The sequence below is a fragment of the Martelella radicis genome (assembly GCF_014196625.1).
In the GTDB taxonomy this organism is placed as follows: Bacteria; Pseudomonadota; Alphaproteobacteria; order Rhizobiales; family Rhizobiaceae; genus Martelella; species Martelella radicis.
The window spans coordinates 126,471-145,276 of sequence record NZ_JACIDZ010000012.1; the positions used below are offsets into that span (position 1 = coordinate 126,471).

Here is an 18,806-nt window from a genome sequence, read left to right on the forward strand (position 1 = left end):
TGCGGGAGCCCGTCTGCCGGCCCAGCGGCCGGCACCCGCGCGAAGAGGGGCGGCAACGGCTAGGCCGGCTTGACGAAACCATCCAGAACCCGCTTCTGTCCGGCCTTGTCAAAGTCGATCGTCAGCTTGTTGCCCTCGATCGCAGCGATGTTTCCATTGCCGAACTTCAGATGAAAAACGCGGTCGCCGATGGCAAACCTGGACGGCGTCTCTTCGCTGCTGCGGGCAACGAGTTCTCCCTCGATCGTCCGTCCGCGCGGGCCGCTTTCGCCATAGCCGATGCGTTCGACGGCATGGCCAGAACGCGTGCCCCAGTTGTCACGGGTTGCATCGGTGCGATTTTCCTGCGCCCGTTTCCAGCCGGGCGTGGCATAGGTATTGGAAAACGGCGCCGCCCGGTCGAAGCGCGACTGGCCGTAACCGCCATAGGAGACTTCGGTCTCGCCGACCTCCACATGGTCTTCCGGCAACTCATCGAGAAAACGCGACGGCATGGTCGACTGCCACAACCCGTGAATGCGCCGGTTGGAAACGAACCAGATGTGGCAATTGCGTTTGGCTCGCGTCAGCCCGACATAGGCGAGGCGGCGCTCTTCTTCGAGGCCGGCGCGGCCGCTTTCGTCCAGCGCACGCTGATGGGGAAAGAGGCCTTCCTCCCAGCCGGGCAGGAACACGGTCTTGAATTCCAGTCCCTTGGCAGAATGCAGCGTCATGATCGAGACGGCGTCCATCTCCTCGTTCTGGTCGGCGTCCATCACCAGCGAGACGTGCTCGAGAAAGCCGCGCATGCTCTCAAACCCGTCCATGGAGCGGATCAGCTCCTTCAGGTTTTCAAGCCGGCCGGGCGCTTCCGCCGAACGGTCGTTCTGCCACATCTCGGTATAGCCGCTTTCCTCCAGAATGATTTCGGCAAGCTCCGTGTGCGGCGTGGTTTCCAGCAACTCCTGCCAGCGGGTGAACTGGGTGACGACGTCGAACAGCGCCTTGCGCGGCTTCGGCTTCAGTTCGTCGGTGTCAATCATCTCCCGGGCAGCGGCCAGCATCGGAATGTCGCGGGCACGGGCATAATCATGGATCTTGCGCACGCTGGCATCGCCCAGACCGCGCTTCGGCGTGTTGATGATCCGCTCCAGCGCCAGATCGTCGGCCGGCTGGCAGGTGAGGCGGAAAAACGCCATGGCGTCGCGGATTTCGAGCCGCTCGTAAAAGCGCGGTCCGCCGATGACGCGGTAGTTGAGGCCAAGGGTCACAAACCGGTCCTCGAATTCGCGCATCTGGAAGGAGGCGCGCACAAGGATGGCCATGTCGTTCAGAAGCTCGCCCCGGCGCTGCAGCTGTTCGATTTCCTCGCCGATCGCGCGCGCTTCCTCTTCGGAGTCCCAGGCGGCGTGAACCTGTACCTTGTCGTCGTCCGGCTCGGCGCGTTCGGTGAAAAGCGTCTTGCCGAGCCGCCCGTCATTGTGCTCGATGAGTTTGCCGGCAGCGCCGAGAATATGCGCCGTGGAGCGGTAATTGCGCTCCAGCCGGACGACCTTTGCGCCGCGGAAATCCTTCTCGAAGCGCAGGATATTGTCGACCTCCGCGCCGCGCCAGCCATAGATCGACTGGTCATCGTCACCGACGCAGCAGATGTTGACCGGTCCGTCGTCCTCGCCGGGGCGCTGGGCCAGAAGCCTCAGCCACATATATTGCGCCGTGTTGGTGTCCTGGTATTCGTCCACCAGAATGTAGCGGAAGCGGCGGTGATACTCCTTCAGAATGTCCGGGTTTTCGCGGAAAAGCCGGATCGGATGCAGCAGAAGGTCGCCGAAATCGCAGGCGTTCAGCGTCTTCAACCGGTCCTGATAGGCTTTGTAGAGCTCACGGCCCTTGCCGTTCGCGAAGGCGCGGGCGTCGCCCTCCGGGATGAGCTCCGGCGTCAGGCCCTTGTTCTTCCAGCCGTCGATCATCGAGGAAAACTGTCGCGCCGGCCAGCGCTTGTCGTCAAGCCCTTCGGCCTGGATCAACTGCTTGATGAGACGGATGACATCGTCCGTGTCGAGAATGGTGAAATCGGACCTGAGTCCGGCCAGTTCGGCATGGCGGCGCAGGAGCTTGACGCCGATGGAGTGGAACGTGCCGAGCCAGGGCATGCCCTCGACCGCGCCGCCGACGAGGATGCCGATACGCTCCTTCATCTCGCGCGCAGCCTTGTTGGTAAAGGTCACGGCCAGGATCTGGCTTGGATAGGCCCGCCCGGAGGCAAGAATATGGGCAATGCGGGTTGTCAGCACCCGCGTCTTGCCGGTGCCCGCGCCCGCCAACACCAGAAGCGGGCCTTCGATGGTCTCGACCGCGTCGCGTTGTTCGGGGTTGAGCCCGGTCAGGTAATCGGGGGCTTCCGGCGCGCGCCGCGCCGCCATGGCGCGCGCGGCAAGGCCGCCCGTCTGCCGCGCGGTCTCTCCGGATCGGGGCGCCGGCTTGCGCGGTTCGTCGTCGTCATCAAAGAACGGTATGTCGTCGTGGCCGTGAATCATGGGGCCAATCTAGTGGCTTGAAGGGCAAAGGTGAAGGCGTGCATCGAAATGAGAACAAAATATGCACAGACGACGCTCCTTCTCCGCCGAAACCGCGCCGCAATCAAAGTGATGAATGGGCCGGAACATTACAATTTTGTGAGGTTCAATTCCTTGGCTTGCAGTGCGACGGGTGATCTGGATAATTCCACTCATATTCTTTTATCTTTCCGCACGCCGCCATTTTCGGCATCTTCTTGAAAACCGGGGTTTTTGATGCGTTTCTACCAACAGGTTGCCGTCAGTGTCTGTCTTCTGGCGATCGGGTCGGCTGCCTGGCTTTTTCTGGCGCCCGGCGGGCGCGCTGTGCTGACTTCCTATGGCGTACTTGAGGCGGAACCGGCTGCCGGCAGCGGCGGACGTCCCCCCGGCGGGTTCTCGGGCGGCGGCATACAGGTCGTGACCGCGCCGGTGACGACGGGCACCGTCAACGACGAACTGACGGCGATCGGCAGCGGCGAGGCGATCCGTTCGGTCACGGTGCTGCCCGAAGAGGCAGGGACCATCACCGAGCTCAATCTTTCTTCCGGCGACATGGTCGAGAAGGGCGAGGTCATTGCCGTGCTTGATGACCGCGAACAGGTGCTCGCCCGCAACCTTGCCGAGGTTGCGCTCGAAAGCGCGACCCGCCAGGCAGAGGTCAACCGCCGGATAAAATCCGCAATCTCCGATCTCGAAGTCTACAATGCCGAGATTGCCGAGCGATCGGCCGAACTCGACCTCGAGGCCGCCGAGCTTGATCTCTCGCGCCGCCGCATCGTCGCGCCGATCGACGGTATTGCCGGCATCGTCGCCGTCAATGTCGGGGATTACGTCACGACCTCTTCCGAAATCGTCACCATTGACGACCGCTCCTCGATCCTCGTCGACTTTTCCGTGCCCGAGCGTTTCGCGACCGCAATCCGCTCCGGCGCGCCGGTGGAGGCGAGCCTCGTTTCCGCCCCCCAGCAGGTGTTCGAAGGTGAGGTGCAGGCCGTCGACAACCGCATCGACGCGGCAAGCCGCACCTTCATGGTGCGCGCGCGGCTCGACAACGAGGACGACGCGCTGCGCGCCGGCATGTCCTTCGATGTGTCCATGCGCTTTCCGGGCGATGTCTATCCGGCCGTCGATCCGCTCTCGATCCAGTGGGATTCCGACGGGGCCTATGTCTGGCAACTCGTCGACGGCAAATCGACCAAGACGCGGGTCCGCATCATCCAGCGCGACCCGGACGTGGTCCTGGTCGATGCCCAACTGGGCGAGGGGGACAGTGTCATCATCGAGGGCATACAGCGCCTGCGCGAGGGGGCGTCCGTCAGCGACATGACCTCCGGCGCGCCGCAGCGCGAAAGCGCGGGGTCCGCATCATGAGCGACCTCGAGAACGACAAGACGCCTGGCGAAGAGACGGCGGCCGAGAACCAGACGAGCGATGCCCGCAGCGAAGCGGAAAAGGCGATCGCCGAGCATGAGAGCGAGCACGGCTTTACCGCTCTCTTCGTGCGCCGGCCCATTCTTGCTGCGGTGTTCAACGCCCTGATCGTCGTGGCCGGTCTCGCCGCCTTTTTCGGCGTCGAAGTGCGCGAGCTGCCCGATGTCGACCAGCCGGTCATCACCGTGCGCACCACATTTTCGGGCGCCGCGCCCGAGACAGTTGACCGCGAGGTGACCAATGTCATCGAGGGCGCGGTGGCGCGCGTACCGGGCCTGCAGTCGATGTCCTCCCAGTCGTCCACCGGCTCAAGCCGGGTGACGCTGGAATTCAGCAAGGATACGGATATCAATGTCGCCTCGATGGATGTGCGCGATGCTGTCGGCCGGGTCGAGGGGCAATTGCCGGACGATGCCGACGAACCGCGCATCGTCAAGGCGGATTCCGACGCGCAGCCGGTCGTCCGGCTGGCGATCACGTCCTCCACGCTCGATATCGACGACCTGACGGAGCTTGTCAGCGATGAGATCGAGGATCGGTTCGCCGCCGTGCCGGGCGTGGCCGACGTTGCCGTCTATGGCGAGCGGGAGAAGATCTTTCGCATTGATATCAACCAGGCGGCCCTTGCGAGCCGGGGCCTGTCAGTGGCCGACCTGACATCGGCGCTTTCCGATATCTCCTGGGACGTGCCGGCGGGCTCTCTGACCAGCACCACTCAGGCGCTCGGCGTGCGCGCCACCGCCGACATCACCACGCCGGAAGAGTTTGCCGATATCCGCGTAGCCGAAAATGTCCGTCTCGGCGATGTCGCCACCGTCGTCTTCGGACCGGATACGGCGGCAACGGCGCTGCGCTACAACGGCCAGCCCGGCATCGGCCTCGGTATCGTCCGCCAGGCGAAGTCGAATACGCTGGAAATTTCCGAGGGCGTCCACCGGGTCGTCAACGAGATTGCGCCGAACCTGCCCGAAGGCACGACGATCCGCGTTTCGAGCGACGACGCCGTGTTCATTTCCGGTTCGATCGAGGAAGTGGTGCGCTCGCTCATCCTCGCGGCGATGATCGTGGTCGCCATCATCTACGTCTTCCTGCGCGACTGGCGCGCCACCATCATTCCGGCGATCACCCTGCCGGTGGCGCTGGTCGGCACGCTGGCCGCGATCTATGTGGCGGGCTTCTCCGTCAATATCCTGACACTTCTGGCGATCGTGCTGGCGACCGGCATGGTCGTCGATGACGCGATCGTGGTTCTGGAAAACATCGTGCGTCTCAGGGCAAACGGCATGGGGCCGCGCGCGGCCGCCGTGCTTGGCACGCGCCAGGTGTTCTTCGCCGTCATCACCACGACCGCGACGCTTGCCGCCGTCTTCGTGCCGCTCTCCTTCCTGCCGGGGCAGGCGGGCGGGCTGTTCCGCGAATTCGGCTTTGTGCTGGCCTTTGCCGTGATGCTGTCCTCCTTCGTGGCGCTGACGCTCTGCCCGATGCTGGCATCGCGCATTCTGGTGAGCCACAAGGATCAGAAGCCGGGGCCGGTCGCGCGTTTCGGCTCGGCCCTTGCGCGGATCTATGCCGTGACGCTCGGCTGGGTGCTGGCCGCGCCGCTGGTGCTGCTGTCGCTGGCCGGCCTGCTGATCTTTGGGGCCTATCTCGCCTATGCCAACCTCACCACCGAGCTTTTGCCGCGCGAGGACCGGTCGATGCTGATGATGCGGGTCTCAGCACCCCAGGGCGTCAGCCTCGATTATACCCGCGACCGCATCCAGCAGGTGGAGGAAAAGCTCCAGCCGCTGATCGACAGCGGCGAGATCGAGAGCGTCTTTTCCATTTCCGGCTTCGGCAGCAACACGAACAGCGGCTTCGTCGTCATGTCGCTTGCGCCCTGGGCGGATCGTGAGCGCACTCAGGACCAGATCGCCCGCGACGTGAACGCGGCCTCGGGCAGCATTCCGGCGGTGCGTGCCTTCGCCTTCCAGCCGAACTCGCTCAATATCCGCGGCGCCGGCAACGGGCTCTCCGTCGCCCTTGTCGGCTCCAGCCATGAACGGCTGACGGAAGCCGCGAGCGCGCTGGTGGCGGCGATGGAGGCCGATCCGATGTTCTCTGCGCCGCGCCTGTCCGAGGATGCGACGCAGGCGCAACTGGCGCTAACGCTCGATCGCCGCCGCGCTGCCGATCTCGGCATCGATATCAGCGGGCTTTCGCAGGCGCTGATGGCCTTGCTTGACGGCCGGTCGGTCGGCGAGGTGTTCATCGACGGCGATTCCTATGATGTCCAGCTTCGCGCCGATACCCGCAAGGTCGACGATCCGAGCGATTTGCGGAATATTTTCCTGCGCACCGGCGACGGCCGCATCGTGCCGCTGTCGACCATCGCCTCGCTCGAGGAAAAGTCCATCGCGCCGACGCTCGAGCGCGAGCAGCAGCAGGCCGCCGTCTCGCTTTCCTCAAGCCTCGGGGCTGGCGTGGCGCTGGGTGACGCCTATCAACGGCTTCTGGAACTTGCCGAGCCGCTTCTGCCGCCAGGTTCCCATGTGGAAGCCCAGGCGGAAGCCGCGGCGCTGGATGAAAACGCGTCCGGCATGGGCATGGTGTTCGGCTTTGCCATCATCATCGTCTTTCTCGTGCTTGCCGCCCAGTTCGAGAGCGTTTGGAGCGCGCTGATCATTCTGGCGACCGTGCCCTTCGGCATCGGCTGCGCCTTCATCGCCATGCTTCTGACCGGGACGAGCCTCAACATCTATTCGCAGATCGGCCTCGTGCTTCTGATCGGCGTGATGGCGAAGAACGGCATTCTGATCGTCGAATTCGCCAACCAGCTCAGGGATCGCGGCGAGAGCGTGCGCGATGCGATCGAACATGCGACCATGCTCAGGCTTCGGCCGGTGATGATGACGATGATCTCCACCGTGCTCGGCGGCATTCCGCTGGTCGCCGCCTCCGGCGCAGGCGCCGAGGCGCGTATCGCGCTCGGCTGGGTGATCGTCGGCGGGCTTGGCCTTGCCACCATCGTCACGCTCTACGTCACGCCGGTCGCCTATTACCTGCTTGCGCGCTTCTCCAAGCCGAAATCGGATGAGGAGCGGCGTCTCAATGCGGAAATGCACGAGGCGGCGTCGATCAGTCACTGACGGTGAGGGTATCCGCTTTGGTTTCCATGGAAAACCTTGCTAAAGCGGGCACTATACTGTTGTTATAGGCCTTCAACGCAATGATCGGCATGACCGATTCCGATAGTCCTGAAGGGGGAAACATGAAAGCCAAGATCATCACGGCCATCTTCGCAACCGCGCTGCTTGCGGGCTGCGCGGCCAACACGCAGAACAGCGTGAACCAGGCGCCCGAGGAAGTATCGGTCACCAATATCTCCGTCAGCGATCCGGCGGCCTATATGGACCGCCAGGAAAGCGAGATGCGCCAGCAGCTCGAAGGCACCGGCGTTACCATCGTGCGCACGCCGAAATATATCGCGCTGGTCTTCGATTCGAGCATCACCTTTGCCACCGACAGCTCCGATATCGTGCCGTCCTTCGGCCCTTCGCTCTCCGTCGTTGCCGGTCTGTTGCAGAAGTATAACGCCACCGATATCGACGTGAACGGCTATACCGATTCGACCGGTTCGGACGCCTATAACCTGAAGCTCTCGCAGCAGCGCGCCAATGCCGTTGCCGGCGCGCTGATCCAGCGCGGCGTCAGCCCGCAGCGCATCATGCCGGTGGGTTACGGCAAGGCCGATCCGGTGGCATCCAACGACACGGCCGACGGCCGCGCCCAGAACCGCCGTGTCGAGATCCGCATTGCACCGCCGCCGGCGGCGGATGAAATGGCGGCAGCGACCAACTGAGTTTTTTGAAACAAACGATGAAAGCGGCGGCCCCGGACATGTCTCCGGGCCGCCGTCGTAGCGGTGCGGCGACTCCGCCATATCATTGCCGCAATGAGGCGGCTTGAGATTGATTAAGGCTTTTCTTATTCGAGGGACACCATGCTGAAGAAAATGACCATTGCTGCGGTAAGCGTTGCGTTTCTTGCCGGCTGCACGACCACGGACCCCTATTCGGGGCAGACCGTCAACAACAATACCGGAACCGGCGCGCTCGCCGGCGGCGCGCTCGGCGCGCTGGCGGGCCTTGCCGTTGGCGGTGACGCAAAGGGCGCGGCGATCGGCGGCGCGATCGGCGCGATCGCCGGCGGCGGCATCGGCGCCTATATGGACAGCCAGGAACGCGAGTTCCGTCAGGCTCTGGCCGGTACCGGCGTTACCGTCGTCCGCAACGGCGACATGCTGACGCTGGTCATGCCGGGCAACGTCACCTTCCCGACGGACGGGTATTCGATCCTGCCGAACTTCTACTCGACGCTGAATGCGGTTTCGACGGTGCTGCGTAAATATGACCGCACAGCGGTCAATGTGAACGGCTACACGGATTCGACCGGCTCGGTCGAATATAACCAGAGGCTGTCGCAGGACCGCGCCAACAGCGTCGGCAACTATCTGGTTCAGTCGGGCGTTGGCGCCAATCGCATCTCCGCCGTTGGCTTCGGGCCGTCCAACCCGATCGCATCCAACGCGACGCCGGAAGGCCGGGCGCAGAACCGGCGCGTCGAGATCCAGATCTCCGCCGTCAAGATGTGACGCAGGCCCTGAAGGGCTTGCCGAAACGACAAAAGGCGCCGCGCGGCGCCTTTTTTCATGGCTGTACTCGAAAGAAACCGTCAGCGCAGTCTGAGGTTGACCGGCGCGCGTCCGTCACGGTCGGCGCGGATATAGAGATGGATGCGGGCTGAAGGCTGGACGGCGCGCGCGGCGCGCTCTCCTTGGCTTGTCAGGAGGCCGACAAGCTCCCTTGCCTTGTAGCGGCCCTGGAACCGGGCATATTCCGCCAGCTTCTGGGCTGCTTCGTGGAGCGGATTGAAACCGCTGCGGCGGGCGGTTGCGGGTTCGATATTGCCTGACATCATGCCGGAACGCTGTTTCCTGTTCACTTCAATCCCCATCGCTACGCAGGACAGATAATGGGCTTTTCCATGGCGCCGAAAGCTTTTGCGTTTCTTGCTTTCTGAAACCTTACCGATGAGGCTAGCGGATAAATCTTTCGAAACCCTTTACGCAAAAACGCCGGCCCGCGATGCGGACCGGCGTTTTATTCCGGCATTCTGTGCCGGTGCATGGGAGCACCGGTTTTTAACTTCGGTTTTACTGCAGGCTTGCCCAGCAACTTACGCCGTTGCGCTTCAGCGCGCGGCAAGCCTTGACCGCCTCTTCCTGGTCGGGGAAGCCGCCGAAGCGGGCGCGGTAGATCTCCTGGCCGCCATTGTTATAGGCAAGGGCGAAGGGTTCGGACTTGTCGAGCGCGCCACCGGCCTTGCCCCGGGTGCGGGTCAGAAGCGCGCGGGCGCCTTCGGCGGTTGCGGCCGTGCCGACCTGGACGACCCAGCCGCGCGGCTGACTGATCGAGGCCGTCTTGATCGAGGTGTCGGGCGCGCTTTCCGAGGCCTGGGCCGCGGGAATAATCGCATCGCCGACGGCATCGGCGACAGTGTCGGCCGTTTGCAGCACATCCTCGACGCTCAACCCTTCGTCATTGTCGGCCGGGCGGCGTTCGCTCGGCAGCGGCACGTTGGAGACGAGCTCGGCCTGGACGCCGGTGAGGCCAGCCGAAGCGGTCGGCGCGGCGTTGTCGTTTGCCGCATAGGCAAGCGCGACGCCGCCCTCTGCCACCGGACGCGGATAGGGGATCGGGCCCTTTTCGGGGAAGACCATGGTGTCGGCGCGGGCGATCACGAAATTGCCGCCGCGGCCGTTGGAAGCCTTGGGCAGATAGGTTGTCACCAGACGCGTTGCCCACTGGTTGCGGCTTGCCCCGGTCGCGCCGCCCATGACGATGGCGACGATCGAGCGGTTGCCGGAAACGGCGGAGGTCGCAAGATTGTATCCCGAGGCGTTGGTGTAGCCGGTCTTGATGCCGTCGACGCCCTTCACCTGGCCGAGAAGGCGGTTGTGGTTGCCGATATTGTATTTGCCGTATTTGAAATTGCGCGTGCCGAAATAGTGATAATATTCCGGAAAATGCTGGCGCAGCGCGATGCCGAGCCGGGCTTGGTCGCGCGCGGTGGTCTTCTGCGCGCTGTTGGGCAAACCGTGGGCATTGCGATAGGTCGTACGCGTCATGCCGAGCGCGTGCGCCTTGTTGGTCATCATCCTGGCGAAATTGCTCTCCGAGCCGCCGAGATATTCACCGACGGCGGTGGCGACGTCATTGGCAGAGCGGGTGATGAGCGCATAGATCGCGGTTTCGACGGTAACGCTGCTGCCTGCAGGAATGCCCAGCTTGGTCGGCGGCTCGGCTGCCGCGTTCTTTGAAAACGGGATCTTGGTGTTGAGAGTGACGCGGCCATCATCAAGCGCTTCGAACAGCATGTAGAGCGTCATCATTTTGGTCAGCGATGCCGGATAGCGCGGCGCATCGGGCGCCTCGCTGTAGAGAACTTTTCCGGTATGGGCGTCAATCACGATGGCCGCGTCGTTGGAATCGGCGCGGGCCTCGTTAACGGGTAGGCCGGTGAGGAGGGTCATGAGTGCCGCGAAAACCATCACGGCATTGAAAAACCGGCTCAAACGGAAGCGGCGGTTTGCCTGTCTCTGCATTCGAAAAACTCTTGCGAAATCTGGCGGTTGTTGGTTCCTGGCGAAGCCGTGCCGGCATGATACCGGCCGCGTTCATCCAATACTAGGCTGTGGCGAAATCTGATCAAATCGCGGTTAATATTCGTTTAAGTTACCGGCGCGACGACATTTTTTCGTTCTGCCCGTGTCCGTCAAAGGCGCTGTTGCGGGCCTTTTCTGCCACGTCTGCCGATGCTTTTCAAACGGGGCGCGATCGGATAATCAGAAGCCGAACAGGAGCAAGACCCATGCGCACACCGCGAACCGGCGGCGACCCCTTCCAGCCCCAGAGGCGCGAGCCGCCGATCAACCTTCCGCCGGTCGTGCTGGCGGCACTTGCGGCGCTGTTTGCGGTCTTTCTGCTGCAGGAATTCGTTCTCGGCTACGCGACCAACATGATGGTGTGGCAGGAATTCGGCTTCATTCCGGCGCGTTATGTCCATGCGCTCGGATCCCAGGATCTCGCCTGGCTATGGTCGCCGCTCACCTATTCTCTTCTCCACGGCGGCTGGAGCCACATCATCTTCAACGCGATCTGGCTGGCGATCTTCGGCGCGCCGGTCGCCAAAAGGCTCGGGCCGGTGCGGTTTCTTCTCCTGTGGCTGACAAGCGCTGCCGCCTCCGCCTTTTTCTTCGCGCTCACGGACTGGGGTGCTGCAACCGTGCTGATCGGCGCTTCCGGCGTGGTCTCGGCCTATATGGGCGCTGCCTGCCGTTTCGTCTTTGCCGGCGGACGGTTCCTGCCGCAGGCGCATCTCGGCCCCAGGCTTTCGATCGGCGCGGTCTTCGCCGATCCGACGGCGCGCGCTTTCGTCCTGGTCTGGCTCGTCGGCAATCTTCTTGTCGCCGTTGGCGTCAGCTTCATCGGCGTCAGCGCGGCCGATATTGCCTGGCAGGCGCATGTGGGCGGTTTCCTGTTCGGCTTCCTGGCTTTTCCGCTGTTCGACGTGAAGACGCCGCGCACGCTGATCTTCTAGCGCATCGGGCAAGGAGCGGACCGCACGGGTTTTCTTGCAATCGCCCAATTCCTCATGCACCATAATCGTCCGCGCAGCGCCCTGGAGGAGGGATGCGCAGAAGGTGCCGGAAACGAGGAGGTTTTGATGGCGATCACTGTCAGGATGATACTGGACGAGAAGGGCAGGGCGGTCGTGACCGCGCCGGCGACGACGTCAATTTCCGAGGTGGCGGTCATCCTCCACCAGAACCGCATCGGCGCCGTGGTGATCGCCGACGAGGGCGGCAGGATCGCCGGCATCTTCACCGAGCGCGACCTCGCCGCCGCCGTCGGCAAGCACGGCGCGCGTGCCCTGACCGCGCCCGTCTCCCAGGAAATGACGGACAACGTCTACCGCTGCGACGAGGGCACCACCGTCAATGAACTGATGGAGGTGATGACCAAGCGGCACTTTCGCCATGTGCCTGTCGAGGTTGACGGCAAGCTTGCCGGCATTATCTCGATCGGCGACGTGGTGAAGTCGCGCATTCGCGAGGTCGAGCAGGAGGCCGAGCACATCAAGTCCTATATCGCCGGCTGAGCCTTATTTGCCGTAGACCGCCTTCGGATCGAACGCCTTGTGGTCGTCGATGCTTTCGAGCACGGCCTTGCCGCCAGCGAGCGTCACCTGGCGGTAGAAGCAGGAGCGTCGGCCGGTGTGGCAAGCCGCGTCATGGCCTGTCATCGAGACCTTCAGCAAAACCGCGTCCTGATCGCAGTCAGCCAGCACCTGTTCCACCTTCTGCAGGTTGCCGGAAGTCTCGCCCTTCTTCCAGATCGTGTCGCGCGAACGGCTGTAATAATGGGCAAAGCCGGTCTCAAGCGTCAGCGACAGGGCTTCGGCGTTCATGTGGGCCAGCATCAGCACCGCACTGTCGCGGGCATCGGTGACGATGGCGGTGACGAGCCCCTTGTCATCGAAGCGCGGCGTGAAAACGGAGGCCTCGTCGAGCAGGGCCTTGTCCTGCGGCGGCTTTTCGAATTGCGGCATGGTCTTTCCTGTCGTTGCTGCCGGCGTTGATAGACCGGTCGCTTGCGCTTGGCAATGCGCCGGGGCTTGCCGCAGCCTTGCCGAAATCCCATGTTTTCCTGTAACCAGTCAATTCCGGCCCGCCTTTTCCGGAAAGGGTCCCACGGAAAGCGAAGATGGACGATATCTATTCCGCACGCATCCTCGGCCATGCCGGCAATGTCACCCGGCTGGGCGCCCTTGGCGATGCAGATGCCAGCGCCGCGGCCCACTCGAAGCTGTGCGGCTCGCGGCTGACGGTCTATGTGAAGCTCACGGACGGGGCGGTCAGCGACTTTTCCCATGAGGTGAAGGCCTGCGCGCTCGGCCAGGCCTCCTCGGCGATCATGGCTGCCTCGGTGATCGGCGCGACGCCCGACGAGATCCGCGTAGCGCGCGCCGAGATGCGTTCAATGCTGAAAGAAGGCGGCGACGGACCCGACGGACGGTTTGCGGAAATGCGCTGTCTGCTGCCGGTCCGGGACTATCCCGCGCGACACGGCTCGGTGATGCTGACCTTCGAGGCGCTGGTGAAGGCGCTTGATGAACTGGATGCCGCCGCGCCGGAACAGCATGAGGTCGTCCGAACCGATGTGTGAGAGCCATGGCGGGACGAAGCCGTCTTCACGCAACTGGCAAGGGCCGTTCCGCAAGACGCCCGGTCGCCTGTTCGGGCTTGGCTTCATCCGTTTCTACCAGCTGACATTCTCCAGCCTGATCGGCCAGTCCTGCCGGCATCTGCCGACCTGTTCGGAATATGGTTATGAGGCAATCGCCCGCCACGGCCTCTGGGCCGGCGGCTTCCTGACGCTCTTCCGCGTCGGGCGCTGCGGGCCGGGCGGCACCCATGGCTTCGATCCCGTGCCCGAGACGCTGGACCCCGAGTGGCGCTGGTATACGCCATGGCGTTTCTTCTACGCCGGCCGGCGTTCTCACGCTTCCGAGTAGCGGGCAATCACCAGATAGCCCGGCGTCGGCCTTCCGTTTTCGAAGCGGACATTGATGTCGGTGACGTCGACCGTTTGGAACCCGGCCTTTTCCAGGCTTTCCGTCAGATAGGCAAGGCCGTGGGCGAAACGGTGATGCGGGGCGACCATGTAGTCGCGCCCGGCCAACACGTCATCCGGCAGGGTTTCCGCGGAAAAGGCGAGGATGCCGCCGCCGGCCGTGCTTTTCGCCGCGCCTGAGAAAAACGCGTCGAGCGTGCCGAGATAGGGCAGCACGTCGGCGGCGATGATCAGATCGAACGCCTCCTCGCCGTCGTCGTTGAGAAATTCCTCGACTTCCGCGACGAACAGCGTGTCGTAGAGTTCCTTCTCATAGGCGATCTCGACCATTTTCTCCGAGATATCGAGCCCGGTGATGTCGCCCGCCATATCGCCGAGCGCGCTGGCGCCAAGCCCTGTGCCGCAGCCAAGATCGAGCATGCGCTCGAACGGCCCGAGTTCCAGCGCCTGGAAGCGCTGGCGCATGATCATCGGCACGCAATAGCCGAGTTGGTCGACGAGAATGTCCTCGAAATCCTCGGCATGCTGGTCGAACAGGGTCTCGACATAGGCGTCCGGCGCCTTTTTCGGCGCTTCGCCGAAGCCCATCGCGGCAAGACGCACGGCAGCGCCGCCGTGATCGTCCGGGTCGATCGTCAGCACTTCGCGGTAGGCCTCGGCCGCCTCGGCGAACTTGCCCGCCTTTTCGAGCGCAAGCGCCCGGTTATAGGCTTCCGCCAGTCTTTCCTCGTCGATCATGCGTGCCATTGCGCTTATCCCGTTGAATATCCGCCATGCTCTATGCCGGGATCGGCCGCGGCGCAACCGGCTTTCAGGTCTGCGCGATCCGTTTTGCGATGTGACGGGCGGCGGCGAGATCATCCGGCGTATTGACGTTGAAGAACGGATCGATTGCGCCGTCTTCGGCCGGGATCAGCGGAAAATCGACGATCCGGCTTTGGTGTTCCCGGACAAAATCCATCAGTCGCCGGTTGACGCCGGACGCCAGCCAGTCTTCCAGCGGCTCGCGCAGGACAAGCGGCCAGAGGGCGAAGACCGGATGGACGCGATCATCCGTGCGGGCAAGCACGATCGCGTCGGGCGCGGGGCTGGCGGCAGCCAGGCGTTCAACGAGATCGGCCGGGAAAAACGACGTGTCGACGGCGAGCGAAACCATATGCGTGGCCTCAGAACCCTGCGCGGCGAGGTGACGGAGACCCGCAAGGATGCCGGCAAGCGGACCTTCGTGCCCGGTCCCGGCGTCGCGGATGACGGTGGCGTCAGGCAGCCCCGCCAGATCATCGCCATGCCGGCTGATGAGAACCGGGTGCGCCTGCGTCTTGATCCGCCGATGCGCCCGCGCGAGAAGGGTTTCGCCCTCAAGCGTCAGCATCGCCTTGTCCGTGCCCATGCGCCGCGAGGCGCCGCCGGCGAGGATGACGGCGGGAAACGGCGTCATTTTCTCTCCTTCAGCATGTCTTCCTCCGCCCTGACGATCGGTCCGCCGCCTTCCGAGGCGACAGGCTGACCGGTTTCGGCGAGCGGCTCCAGCCCCTTCTTGCGCTCGCGGTAGAAGGAGTAGAGCCCTGCCAATACGACGATCGCGCCGCCGACAAGCACGTTCACGTCCGGATAGGTCCGGAACAGGAGGATACCCAGAAGCGTCGCCCACAGCAGCCCGGCATAGCGGAACGGCGCGATATAGGAAATATCGGCAAGTCGCACGGCAAAGACGACGAACTGGTAGCCGGACAAGAGGAAAATGGCGGCGAGGACGAGCTTCAGCATGATCGGCCAGCTCATCATGCTCCAGTCCTGCTCGAGCGTGCCCAGAACCGCGCCGCCGATCGTCAAGAGCACGGCGGTGGCCAGCGTGATGATGATGGCCGGAACGTCGGATCGGATCGTCTTGGTCAAAAGGTCCCTGGCTGAAGCCGCGAGCATGGCGATCACGGCATAGCCCGCGCCCTGCTGAAAACCGTCCGGACCGGGCTGGATGATGATCATCACGCCGACGAAGCCGACGATGATGGCGCTCCAGCGCCGCCAGCCGACCGGCTCTTTCATGAAGAGCGCCGCGCCGAGAGTCACGGCCAGCGGCAGGCACTGTATGATCGAGGCGGCATTGGCGAGCGGCATCTGTTTCAGCGCCTGAAGAAAGGCGACTGCGGCAACGAGTTCGCACAGGCTGCGCACGATCACCCGCCGGTCGGAAATCGCGCCAAGGCGGGAAAGCGCGCGGCTGCGCCAGGCGATCAGCACTGTGAACACGGTGAGGATGATACCCCGGACGAACATGATCTGACCGAGGCCGATTTCCTCGGTCAGCAGTTTGGCGGTCGCGTCGGTCAGGGAAAAGCCGGCCATCGCCGCGATCATAAAGGCGGCGCCGGTAACATTGGAGGAGGTGCGCATCATTGGTCTCGTTATCTTATGTCTTGTTCATATAGACGATCAACGAGACTGAGAAGTGATCTGTGTCACTTGGCTCTCCGCTATCCGGCCGGAAGGGATCAGCCGCCGGTCATGCTCATGTGGCGGGCGACGGCAACGCGCGAATGGGTTTCATCGAGCTCGAAATTGTGCTCCTCCGGCTTGCGGGCGATCGCGCTGTCGATCGCGCGGTGCAGCACCGCGTCGTCATCGGGATTGTCGCGCAACACCTTGCGGAAATCGGCATTGTCGTCGTGGCCGAGACAGAGATAGAGCATGCCGGTGCAGGTCAGCCGCACGCGGTTGCAGGATGCGCAGAAATTATGCGACAGCGGCGTGATGAAGCCGAGCTTGCCGCCGGTCTCCGCTACCGTGACGAAACGGGCCGGGCCGCCGGTGGTCATCGGAATATCGGTGAGGGTGAAATTCTCCTCAAGATCGCGGCGAACCTTGCTCAGCGGCAGGTATTGGGAGGAGCGGTCGGTATCGACCTCGCCGAGCGGCATTGCCTCGATCAGCGTCAGATCCATGCCGTTATCGTGAGCGAAACGCAGCAGTTCCGGAATTTCGTGCTCGTTGAAGCCGGCAAGCGCAACGGCGTTGAGCTTGACCTTGAGGCCTGCCTTGCGAGCGGCTTCCAGCCCGGCCATGACCTTGTGGAAATCGCCCCAGCGGGTGATCTCGCGGAATTTCTGCGGGTCGAGCGTGTCGAGCGAGACATTGATGCGGCGCACGCCGGCGGCATGGAGATCGTCGGCAAAGCGCGCAAGCTGCGAGCCGTTGGTCGTCAGCGTCAGTTCGTCAAGCGCGCCTTCGCCGATGCGCTTCCCGAGGTTCCTGATCAGCTGCATCACGTTCTTGCGCATCAGCGGCTCGCCGCCGGTCAGGCGGAGTTTCCTGACGCCCTTGTCGATGAAGGCGTTGCAGAGCCGCTCAAGCTCCTCCAGCGTCAGCAGGTCGCGTTTCGGCAGGAAGGTCATGTTCTCCGCCATGCAATAGGTGCAGCGGAAATCACAGCGATCCGTGACCGAGACGCGCAAATAGGTGATCTGCCGGCCGAAGGGGTCGATCATCGGCGTCGGCTGGTCTGCGACGGGCTGTTTGTCGAGCAGGTGCTGGTTCACAGGGAATTCTCCTTGAGCCGAACATGGAGCGGGCCTTGGCAAGCGTCAAGTGAAGTGCGAAACACAGCCGCGTGATTTTGTCGAACCACCGGGATGGACCATGACTGCGACACCCACAGAAATCCGCGTCTCGCGCGACCGCAAGACGCTGACAGTCTCCTTCGACGATGGCGCGCGTTTTGCGCTTCCCGCCGAAATGCTGCGCGTGCTTTCGCCTTCAGCCGAGGTCAAGGGCCACGGACCCGGCCAGGCGGTGACGGTGCCTGGCAAGCGGAATGTGGAGATCATGACGGTCACGGCCGCCGGGAACTACGCGATCCGTATCGGCTTTGACGACATGCACGACAGCGGCATCTACACCTGGACCTATCTGCGGGAACTCGGCGAGGATGGCGCGCGGATGTTTGCCAATTACGAGGCCGAGCTTGCCGAAAAGGGCATGACCCGCGACAGGGCGGAACGACCGCGCTGACGGCTGCCGGGCTATTGGCCGGGCGAGGGCAGGCTCAGCTTGCGGCGGGTTTTCTGCTTGCGCGGCCCTCCGCCGAGAATATCCGCCACCCATTTCAGCGAGGGGATGTTCTCGCACACCGTCAGAAGCGCGATCGTGATCGGCACGCCGAGAAAGGTGCCGAACAGGCCCCACATGAAGGTCCAGAAGAAGATCGAGAACACCACGACGAAGGGCGAGATCGACAGCGTCGAGCCTGAGACCATCGGCTCCACGTAATTGCCGATGATGAACTGGATCAGGTTGAGGCAGACGAACAGCGCCAGCGCCGTCTCCCAGTGCTCGAACTGGATGACGCCGTAAAGCGAGGGGAATACGGTGGCGATCACCGAGCCGATGAAGGGAATGTAGTTCAGCGCAAAGGCGATGACGCCCCATTCCACGGGGAAGTCGAGGCCCGTCAGCGTCGCCGAGCTCCAGAACAGAACGCCGGTCATCGCGCTCATCTGCGTGCGCACCAGCATGTAGCGGCCGAACTTTTTCGCCGTCGCATCGGCAATGCGGATGGCGGCGGAGGCGAATTCCGGCTTGGAGAGGGCCGCGATCTTGTGGCGGAGCTTGTCCACTTCGGTGAGGCCGAGAACGACATAGGCAAGCACCACAAGCCAGAAGCTCAGCGTCGTGCTCGCCTGTCCCGTCACCTGCCGCGCGGTGCGGGCGATCAGGCCGACATTGAAAATGTCATTGAGCGAGCTTGCGACGGAAAAGCCCTTTTCCCCCAGCCAGGCAACAGCATCCTGATAGGCGGCCTGAAGCTGCCAGGCGGCATCGACGAAGGAGGTCGCCATGCGCGAGAAGCCCCAGATGACCAGCGTCGCGAAGATGACGAAAACGACGATGGTGCTGATGACGGTGACCGCAAGGGCCAGTAGCGGCGGCATCACCTTCTGCAGCGCGTTCTTGATCGGCCAGGTGACGGCGATGATGAACAGCGCAAGCGCAACAGGCTTCAGGAAACCGCCCGCCCAGCGGATCGCGATCAGGAGCACGATGACGAATATCAGGGATGTGACGACGGTGACGCCGCGTCGCGAGCCCGTTGGCCCAGTTTCAGACATTCGTGTCTCTTAAAATGACTAGCTTGAGCGGATGTGACTGAAAATGTATCGTTCCC

18 protein-coding genes are annotated in these 18,806 nt (G+C 63.3%); 9 read left to right on the forward strand and 9 right to left on the reverse strand.

Annotation, left to right across the window (positions count from 1 at the left end; all coding sequences use genetic code 11):
* Positions 1-59 precede the first annotated feature (59 nt).
* The gene (locus GGR30_RS17005) at positions 60-2,516 is read right to left on the reverse strand and encodes an ATP-dependent helicase (protein WP_183488562.1); all 2,457 of its coding nucleotides are present in this window, start codon (positions 2,514-2,516) and stop codon (positions 60-62) included.
* 255 nt (positions 2,517-2,771) lie between these two features.
* Here GGR30_RS17005 and GGR30_RS17010 point away from each other — a divergent pair, with 255 nt between their 5' ends.
* The 4 genes from GGR30_RS17010 to GGR30_RS17025 all read left to right on the forward strand — a co-directional run bounded on the left by GGR30_RS17010 (position 2,772) and on the right by GGR30_RS17025 (position 8,601).
* Positions 2,772-3,908: an efflux RND transporter periplasmic adaptor subunit gene (locus GGR30_RS17010; protein ID WP_183488564.1), complete on the forward strand. Its 1,137-nt coding sequence runs from the start codon at positions 2,772-2,774 to the stop codon at positions 3,906-3,908.
* Entirely contained in the window at positions 3,905-7,096 is a 3,192-nt protein-coding gene (locus GGR30_RS17015) for an efflux RND transporter permease subunit (RefSeq protein WP_183488567.1), read from the forward strand. The genes GGR30_RS17010 and GGR30_RS17015 overlap by 4 nt, the downstream gene beginning before the upstream one ends.
* 122 nt (positions 7,097-7,218) lie before the next feature.
* Positions 7,219-7,809 (forward strand): YiaD family glycine zipper/OmpA-like lipoprotein, encoded by a 591-nt coding sequence (locus GGR30_RS17020; RefSeq protein ID WP_183488569.1) that lies wholly within the window; start codon positions 7,219-7,221, stop codon positions 7,807-7,809.
* Positions 7,810-7,950: 141 nt separating this feature from the next.
* Positions 7,951-8,601, forward strand: a complete 651-nt coding sequence (locus tag GGR30_RS17025) for a YiaD family glycine zipper/OmpA-like lipoprotein (RefSeq protein WP_183488571.1) — start codon at positions 7,951-7,953, stop codon at positions 8,599-8,601.
* A gap of 80 nt (positions 8,602-8,681) precedes the next feature.
* On the opposite strand, the gene GGR30_RS17030 is transcribed toward GGR30_RS17025, so the two are convergent.
* Both GGR30_RS17030 and GGR30_RS17035 read right to left on the reverse strand, forming a co-directional pair.
* The gene (locus tag GGR30_RS17030) at positions 8,682-8,951 is read right to left on the reverse strand and encodes a hypothetical protein (RefSeq protein ID WP_343066515.1); all 270 of its coding nucleotides are present in this window, start codon (positions 8,949-8,951) and stop codon (positions 8,682-8,684) included.
* A gap of 211 nt (positions 8,952-9,162) precedes the next feature.
* The gene (locus GGR30_RS17035) at positions 9,163-10,614 is read right to left on the reverse strand and encodes a D-alanyl-D-alanine carboxypeptidase (protein ID WP_183488573.1); all 1,452 of its coding nucleotides are present in this window, start codon (positions 10,612-10,614) and stop codon (positions 9,163-9,165) included.
* Between the two features lie 266 nt (positions 10,615-10,880).
* On the opposite strand from GGR30_RS17035, the gene GGR30_RS17040 reads away from it, so the two are divergent.
* Positions 10,881-11,609, forward strand: a complete 729-nt coding sequence (locus GGR30_RS17040; RefSeq protein WP_183488575.1) for a rhomboid family intramembrane serine protease — start codon at positions 10,881-10,883, stop codon at positions 11,607-11,609.
* 126 nt (positions 11,610-11,735) lie between these two features.
* On the forward strand, positions 11,736-12,170 hold the full coding sequence (locus tag GGR30_RS17045; RefSeq protein ID WP_183488577.1) for a CBS domain-containing protein: 435 nt from the start codon (positions 11,736-11,738) through the stop codon (positions 12,168-12,170).
* Positions 12,171-12,173: 3 nt separating this feature from the next.
* On the opposite strand, the gene hisI is transcribed toward GGR30_RS17045, so the two are convergent.
* A complete protein-coding gene (hisI, locus tag GGR30_RS17050; RefSeq protein ID WP_183488579.1) occupies positions 12,174-12,620 on the reverse strand; it encodes a phosphoribosyl-AMP cyclohydrolase in 447 nt (148 codons plus the stop codon).
* Positions 12,621-12,775: 155 nt separating this feature from the next.
* Here hisI and GGR30_RS17055 point away from each other — a divergent pair, with 155 nt between their 5' ends.
* Together GGR30_RS17055 and yidD are read left to right on the forward strand one after the other, a co-directional pair.
* A complete protein-coding gene (locus GGR30_RS17055) occupies positions 12,776-13,237 on the forward strand; it encodes an iron-sulfur cluster assembly scaffold protein (RefSeq protein WP_183488581.1) in 462 nt (153 codons plus the stop codon).
* The gene (gene yidD, locus GGR30_RS17060) at positions 13,212-13,586 is read left to right on the forward strand and encodes a membrane protein insertion efficiency factor YidD (RefSeq protein WP_183488583.1); all 375 of its coding nucleotides are present in this window, start codon (positions 13,212-13,214) and stop codon (positions 13,584-13,586) included. The genes GGR30_RS17055 and yidD overlap by 26 nt, the downstream gene beginning before the upstream one ends.
* Here the strand turns inward: yidD and GGR30_RS17065 are convergent.
* The 4 genes from GGR30_RS17065 to moaA form a co-directional block, all read right to left on the reverse strand.
* The gene (locus tag GGR30_RS17065) at positions 13,571-14,392 is read right to left on the reverse strand and encodes a class I SAM-dependent methyltransferase (protein ID WP_183488585.1); all 822 of its coding nucleotides are present in this window, start codon (positions 14,390-14,392) and stop codon (positions 13,571-13,573) included. The genes yidD and GGR30_RS17065 overlap by 16 nt on opposite strands.
* A 64-nt stretch (positions 14,393-14,456) precedes the next feature.
* The gene (mobA, locus tag GGR30_RS17070) at positions 14,457-15,083 is read right to left on the reverse strand and encodes a molybdenum cofactor guanylyltransferase MobA (protein WP_183488587.1); all 627 of its coding nucleotides are present in this window, start codon (positions 15,081-15,083) and stop codon (positions 14,457-14,459) included.
* Complete coding sequence (locus GGR30_RS17075; protein ID WP_183488589.1) at positions 15,080-16,042, reverse strand: DMT family transporter; 963 nt, start codon at positions 16,040-16,042, stop codon at positions 15,080-15,082. Before GGR30_RS17075 ends, mobA begins: the two co-directional genes overlap by 4 nt.
* Before the next feature lie 95 nt (positions 16,043-16,137).
* Positions 16,138-17,130: a GTP 3',8-cyclase MoaA gene (moaA, locus tag GGR30_RS17080; protein ID WP_210288092.1), complete on the reverse strand. Its 993-nt coding sequence runs from the start codon at positions 17,128-17,130 to the stop codon at positions 16,138-16,140.
* A 151-nt stretch (positions 17,131-17,281) separates the two neighbouring features.
* Here moaA and GGR30_RS17085 point away from each other — a divergent pair, with 151 nt between their 5' ends.
* Positions 17,282-17,653: a gamma-butyrobetaine hydroxylase family protein gene (locus GGR30_RS17085; RefSeq protein WP_183488593.1), complete on the forward strand. Its 372-nt coding sequence runs from the start codon at positions 17,282-17,284 to the stop codon at positions 17,651-17,653.
* An 11-nt stretch (positions 17,654-17,664) separates the two neighbouring features.
* Here the strand turns inward: GGR30_RS17085 and GGR30_RS17090 are convergent, their stop codons facing one another.
* Positions 17,665-18,750, reverse strand: coding sequence for an AI-2E family transporter (locus tag GGR30_RS17090; protein WP_183488595.1), 1,086 nt, complete (start codon positions 18,748-18,750; stop codon positions 17,665-17,667).
* Positions 18,751-18,806 lie beyond the last annotated feature (56 nt).

Bases quoted from the DNA above. Each gene is read 5' to 3' on its own strand.
- hisI (WP_183488579.1), bottom strand. From the start codon at position 12,620: ATGCCGCAATTCGAAAAGCCGCCGCAGGACAAGGCCCTGCTCGACGAG.
- GGR30_RS17090 (WP_183488595.1), bottom strand. From the start codon at position 18,750: ATGTCTGAAACTGGGCCAACGGGCTCGCGACGCGGCGTCACCGTCGTC.
- GGR30_RS17005 (WP_183488562.1), bottom strand. From the start codon at position 2,516: ATGATTCACGGCCACGACGACATACCGTTCTTTGATGACGACGACGAA.
- moaA (WP_210288092.1), bottom strand. From the start codon at position 17,130: ATGATCGACCCCTTCGGCCGGCAGATCACCTATTTGCGCGTCTCGGTC.
- GGR30_RS17065 (WP_183488585.1), bottom strand. From the start codon at position 14,392: ATGGCACGCATGATCGACGAGGAAAGACTGGCGGAAGCCTATAACCGG.
- yidD (WP_183488583.1), top strand. From the start codon at position 13,212: ATGAGGTCGTCCGAACCGATGTGTGAGAGCCATGGCGGGACGAAGCCG.
- GGR30_RS17075 (WP_183488589.1), bottom strand. From the start codon at position 16,042: ATGATGCGCACCTCCTCCAATGTTACCGGCGCCGCCTTTATGATCGCG.
- GGR30_RS17035 (WP_183488573.1), bottom strand. From the start codon at position 10,614: ATGCAGAGACAGGCAAACCGCCGCTTCCGTTTGAGCCGGTTTTTCAAT.
- GGR30_RS17025 (WP_183488571.1), top strand. From the start codon at position 7,951: ATGCTGAAGAAAATGACCATTGCTGCGGTAAGCGTTGCGTTTCTTGCC.
- GGR30_RS17015 (WP_183488567.1), top strand. From the start codon at position 3,905: ATGAGCGACCTCGAGAACGACAAGACGCCTGGCGAAGAGACGGCGGCC.
- mobA (WP_183488587.1), bottom strand. From the start codon at position 15,083: ATGACGCCGTTTCCCGCCGTCATCCTCGCCGGCGGCGCCTCGCGGCGC.
- GGR30_RS17040 (WP_183488575.1), top strand. From the start codon at position 10,881: ATGCGCACACCGCGAACCGGCGGCGACCCCTTCCAGCCCCAGAGGCGC.
- GGR30_RS17010 (WP_183488564.1), top strand. From the start codon at position 2,772: ATGCGTTTCTACCAACAGGTTGCCGTCAGTGTCTGTCTTCTGGCGATC.
- GGR30_RS17055 (WP_183488581.1), top strand. From the start codon at position 12,776: ATGGACGATATCTATTCCGCACGCATCCTCGGCCATGCCGGCAATGTC.
- GGR30_RS17020 (WP_183488569.1), top strand. From the start codon at position 7,219: ATGAAAGCCAAGATCATCACGGCCATCTTCGCAACCGCGCTGCTTGCG.
- GGR30_RS17085 (WP_183488593.1), top strand. From the start codon at position 17,282: ATGACTGCGACACCCACAGAAATCCGCGTCTCGCGCGACCGCAAGACG.
- GGR30_RS17045 (WP_183488577.1), top strand. From the start codon at position 11,736: ATGGCGATCACTGTCAGGATGATACTGGACGAGAAGGGCAGGGCGGTC.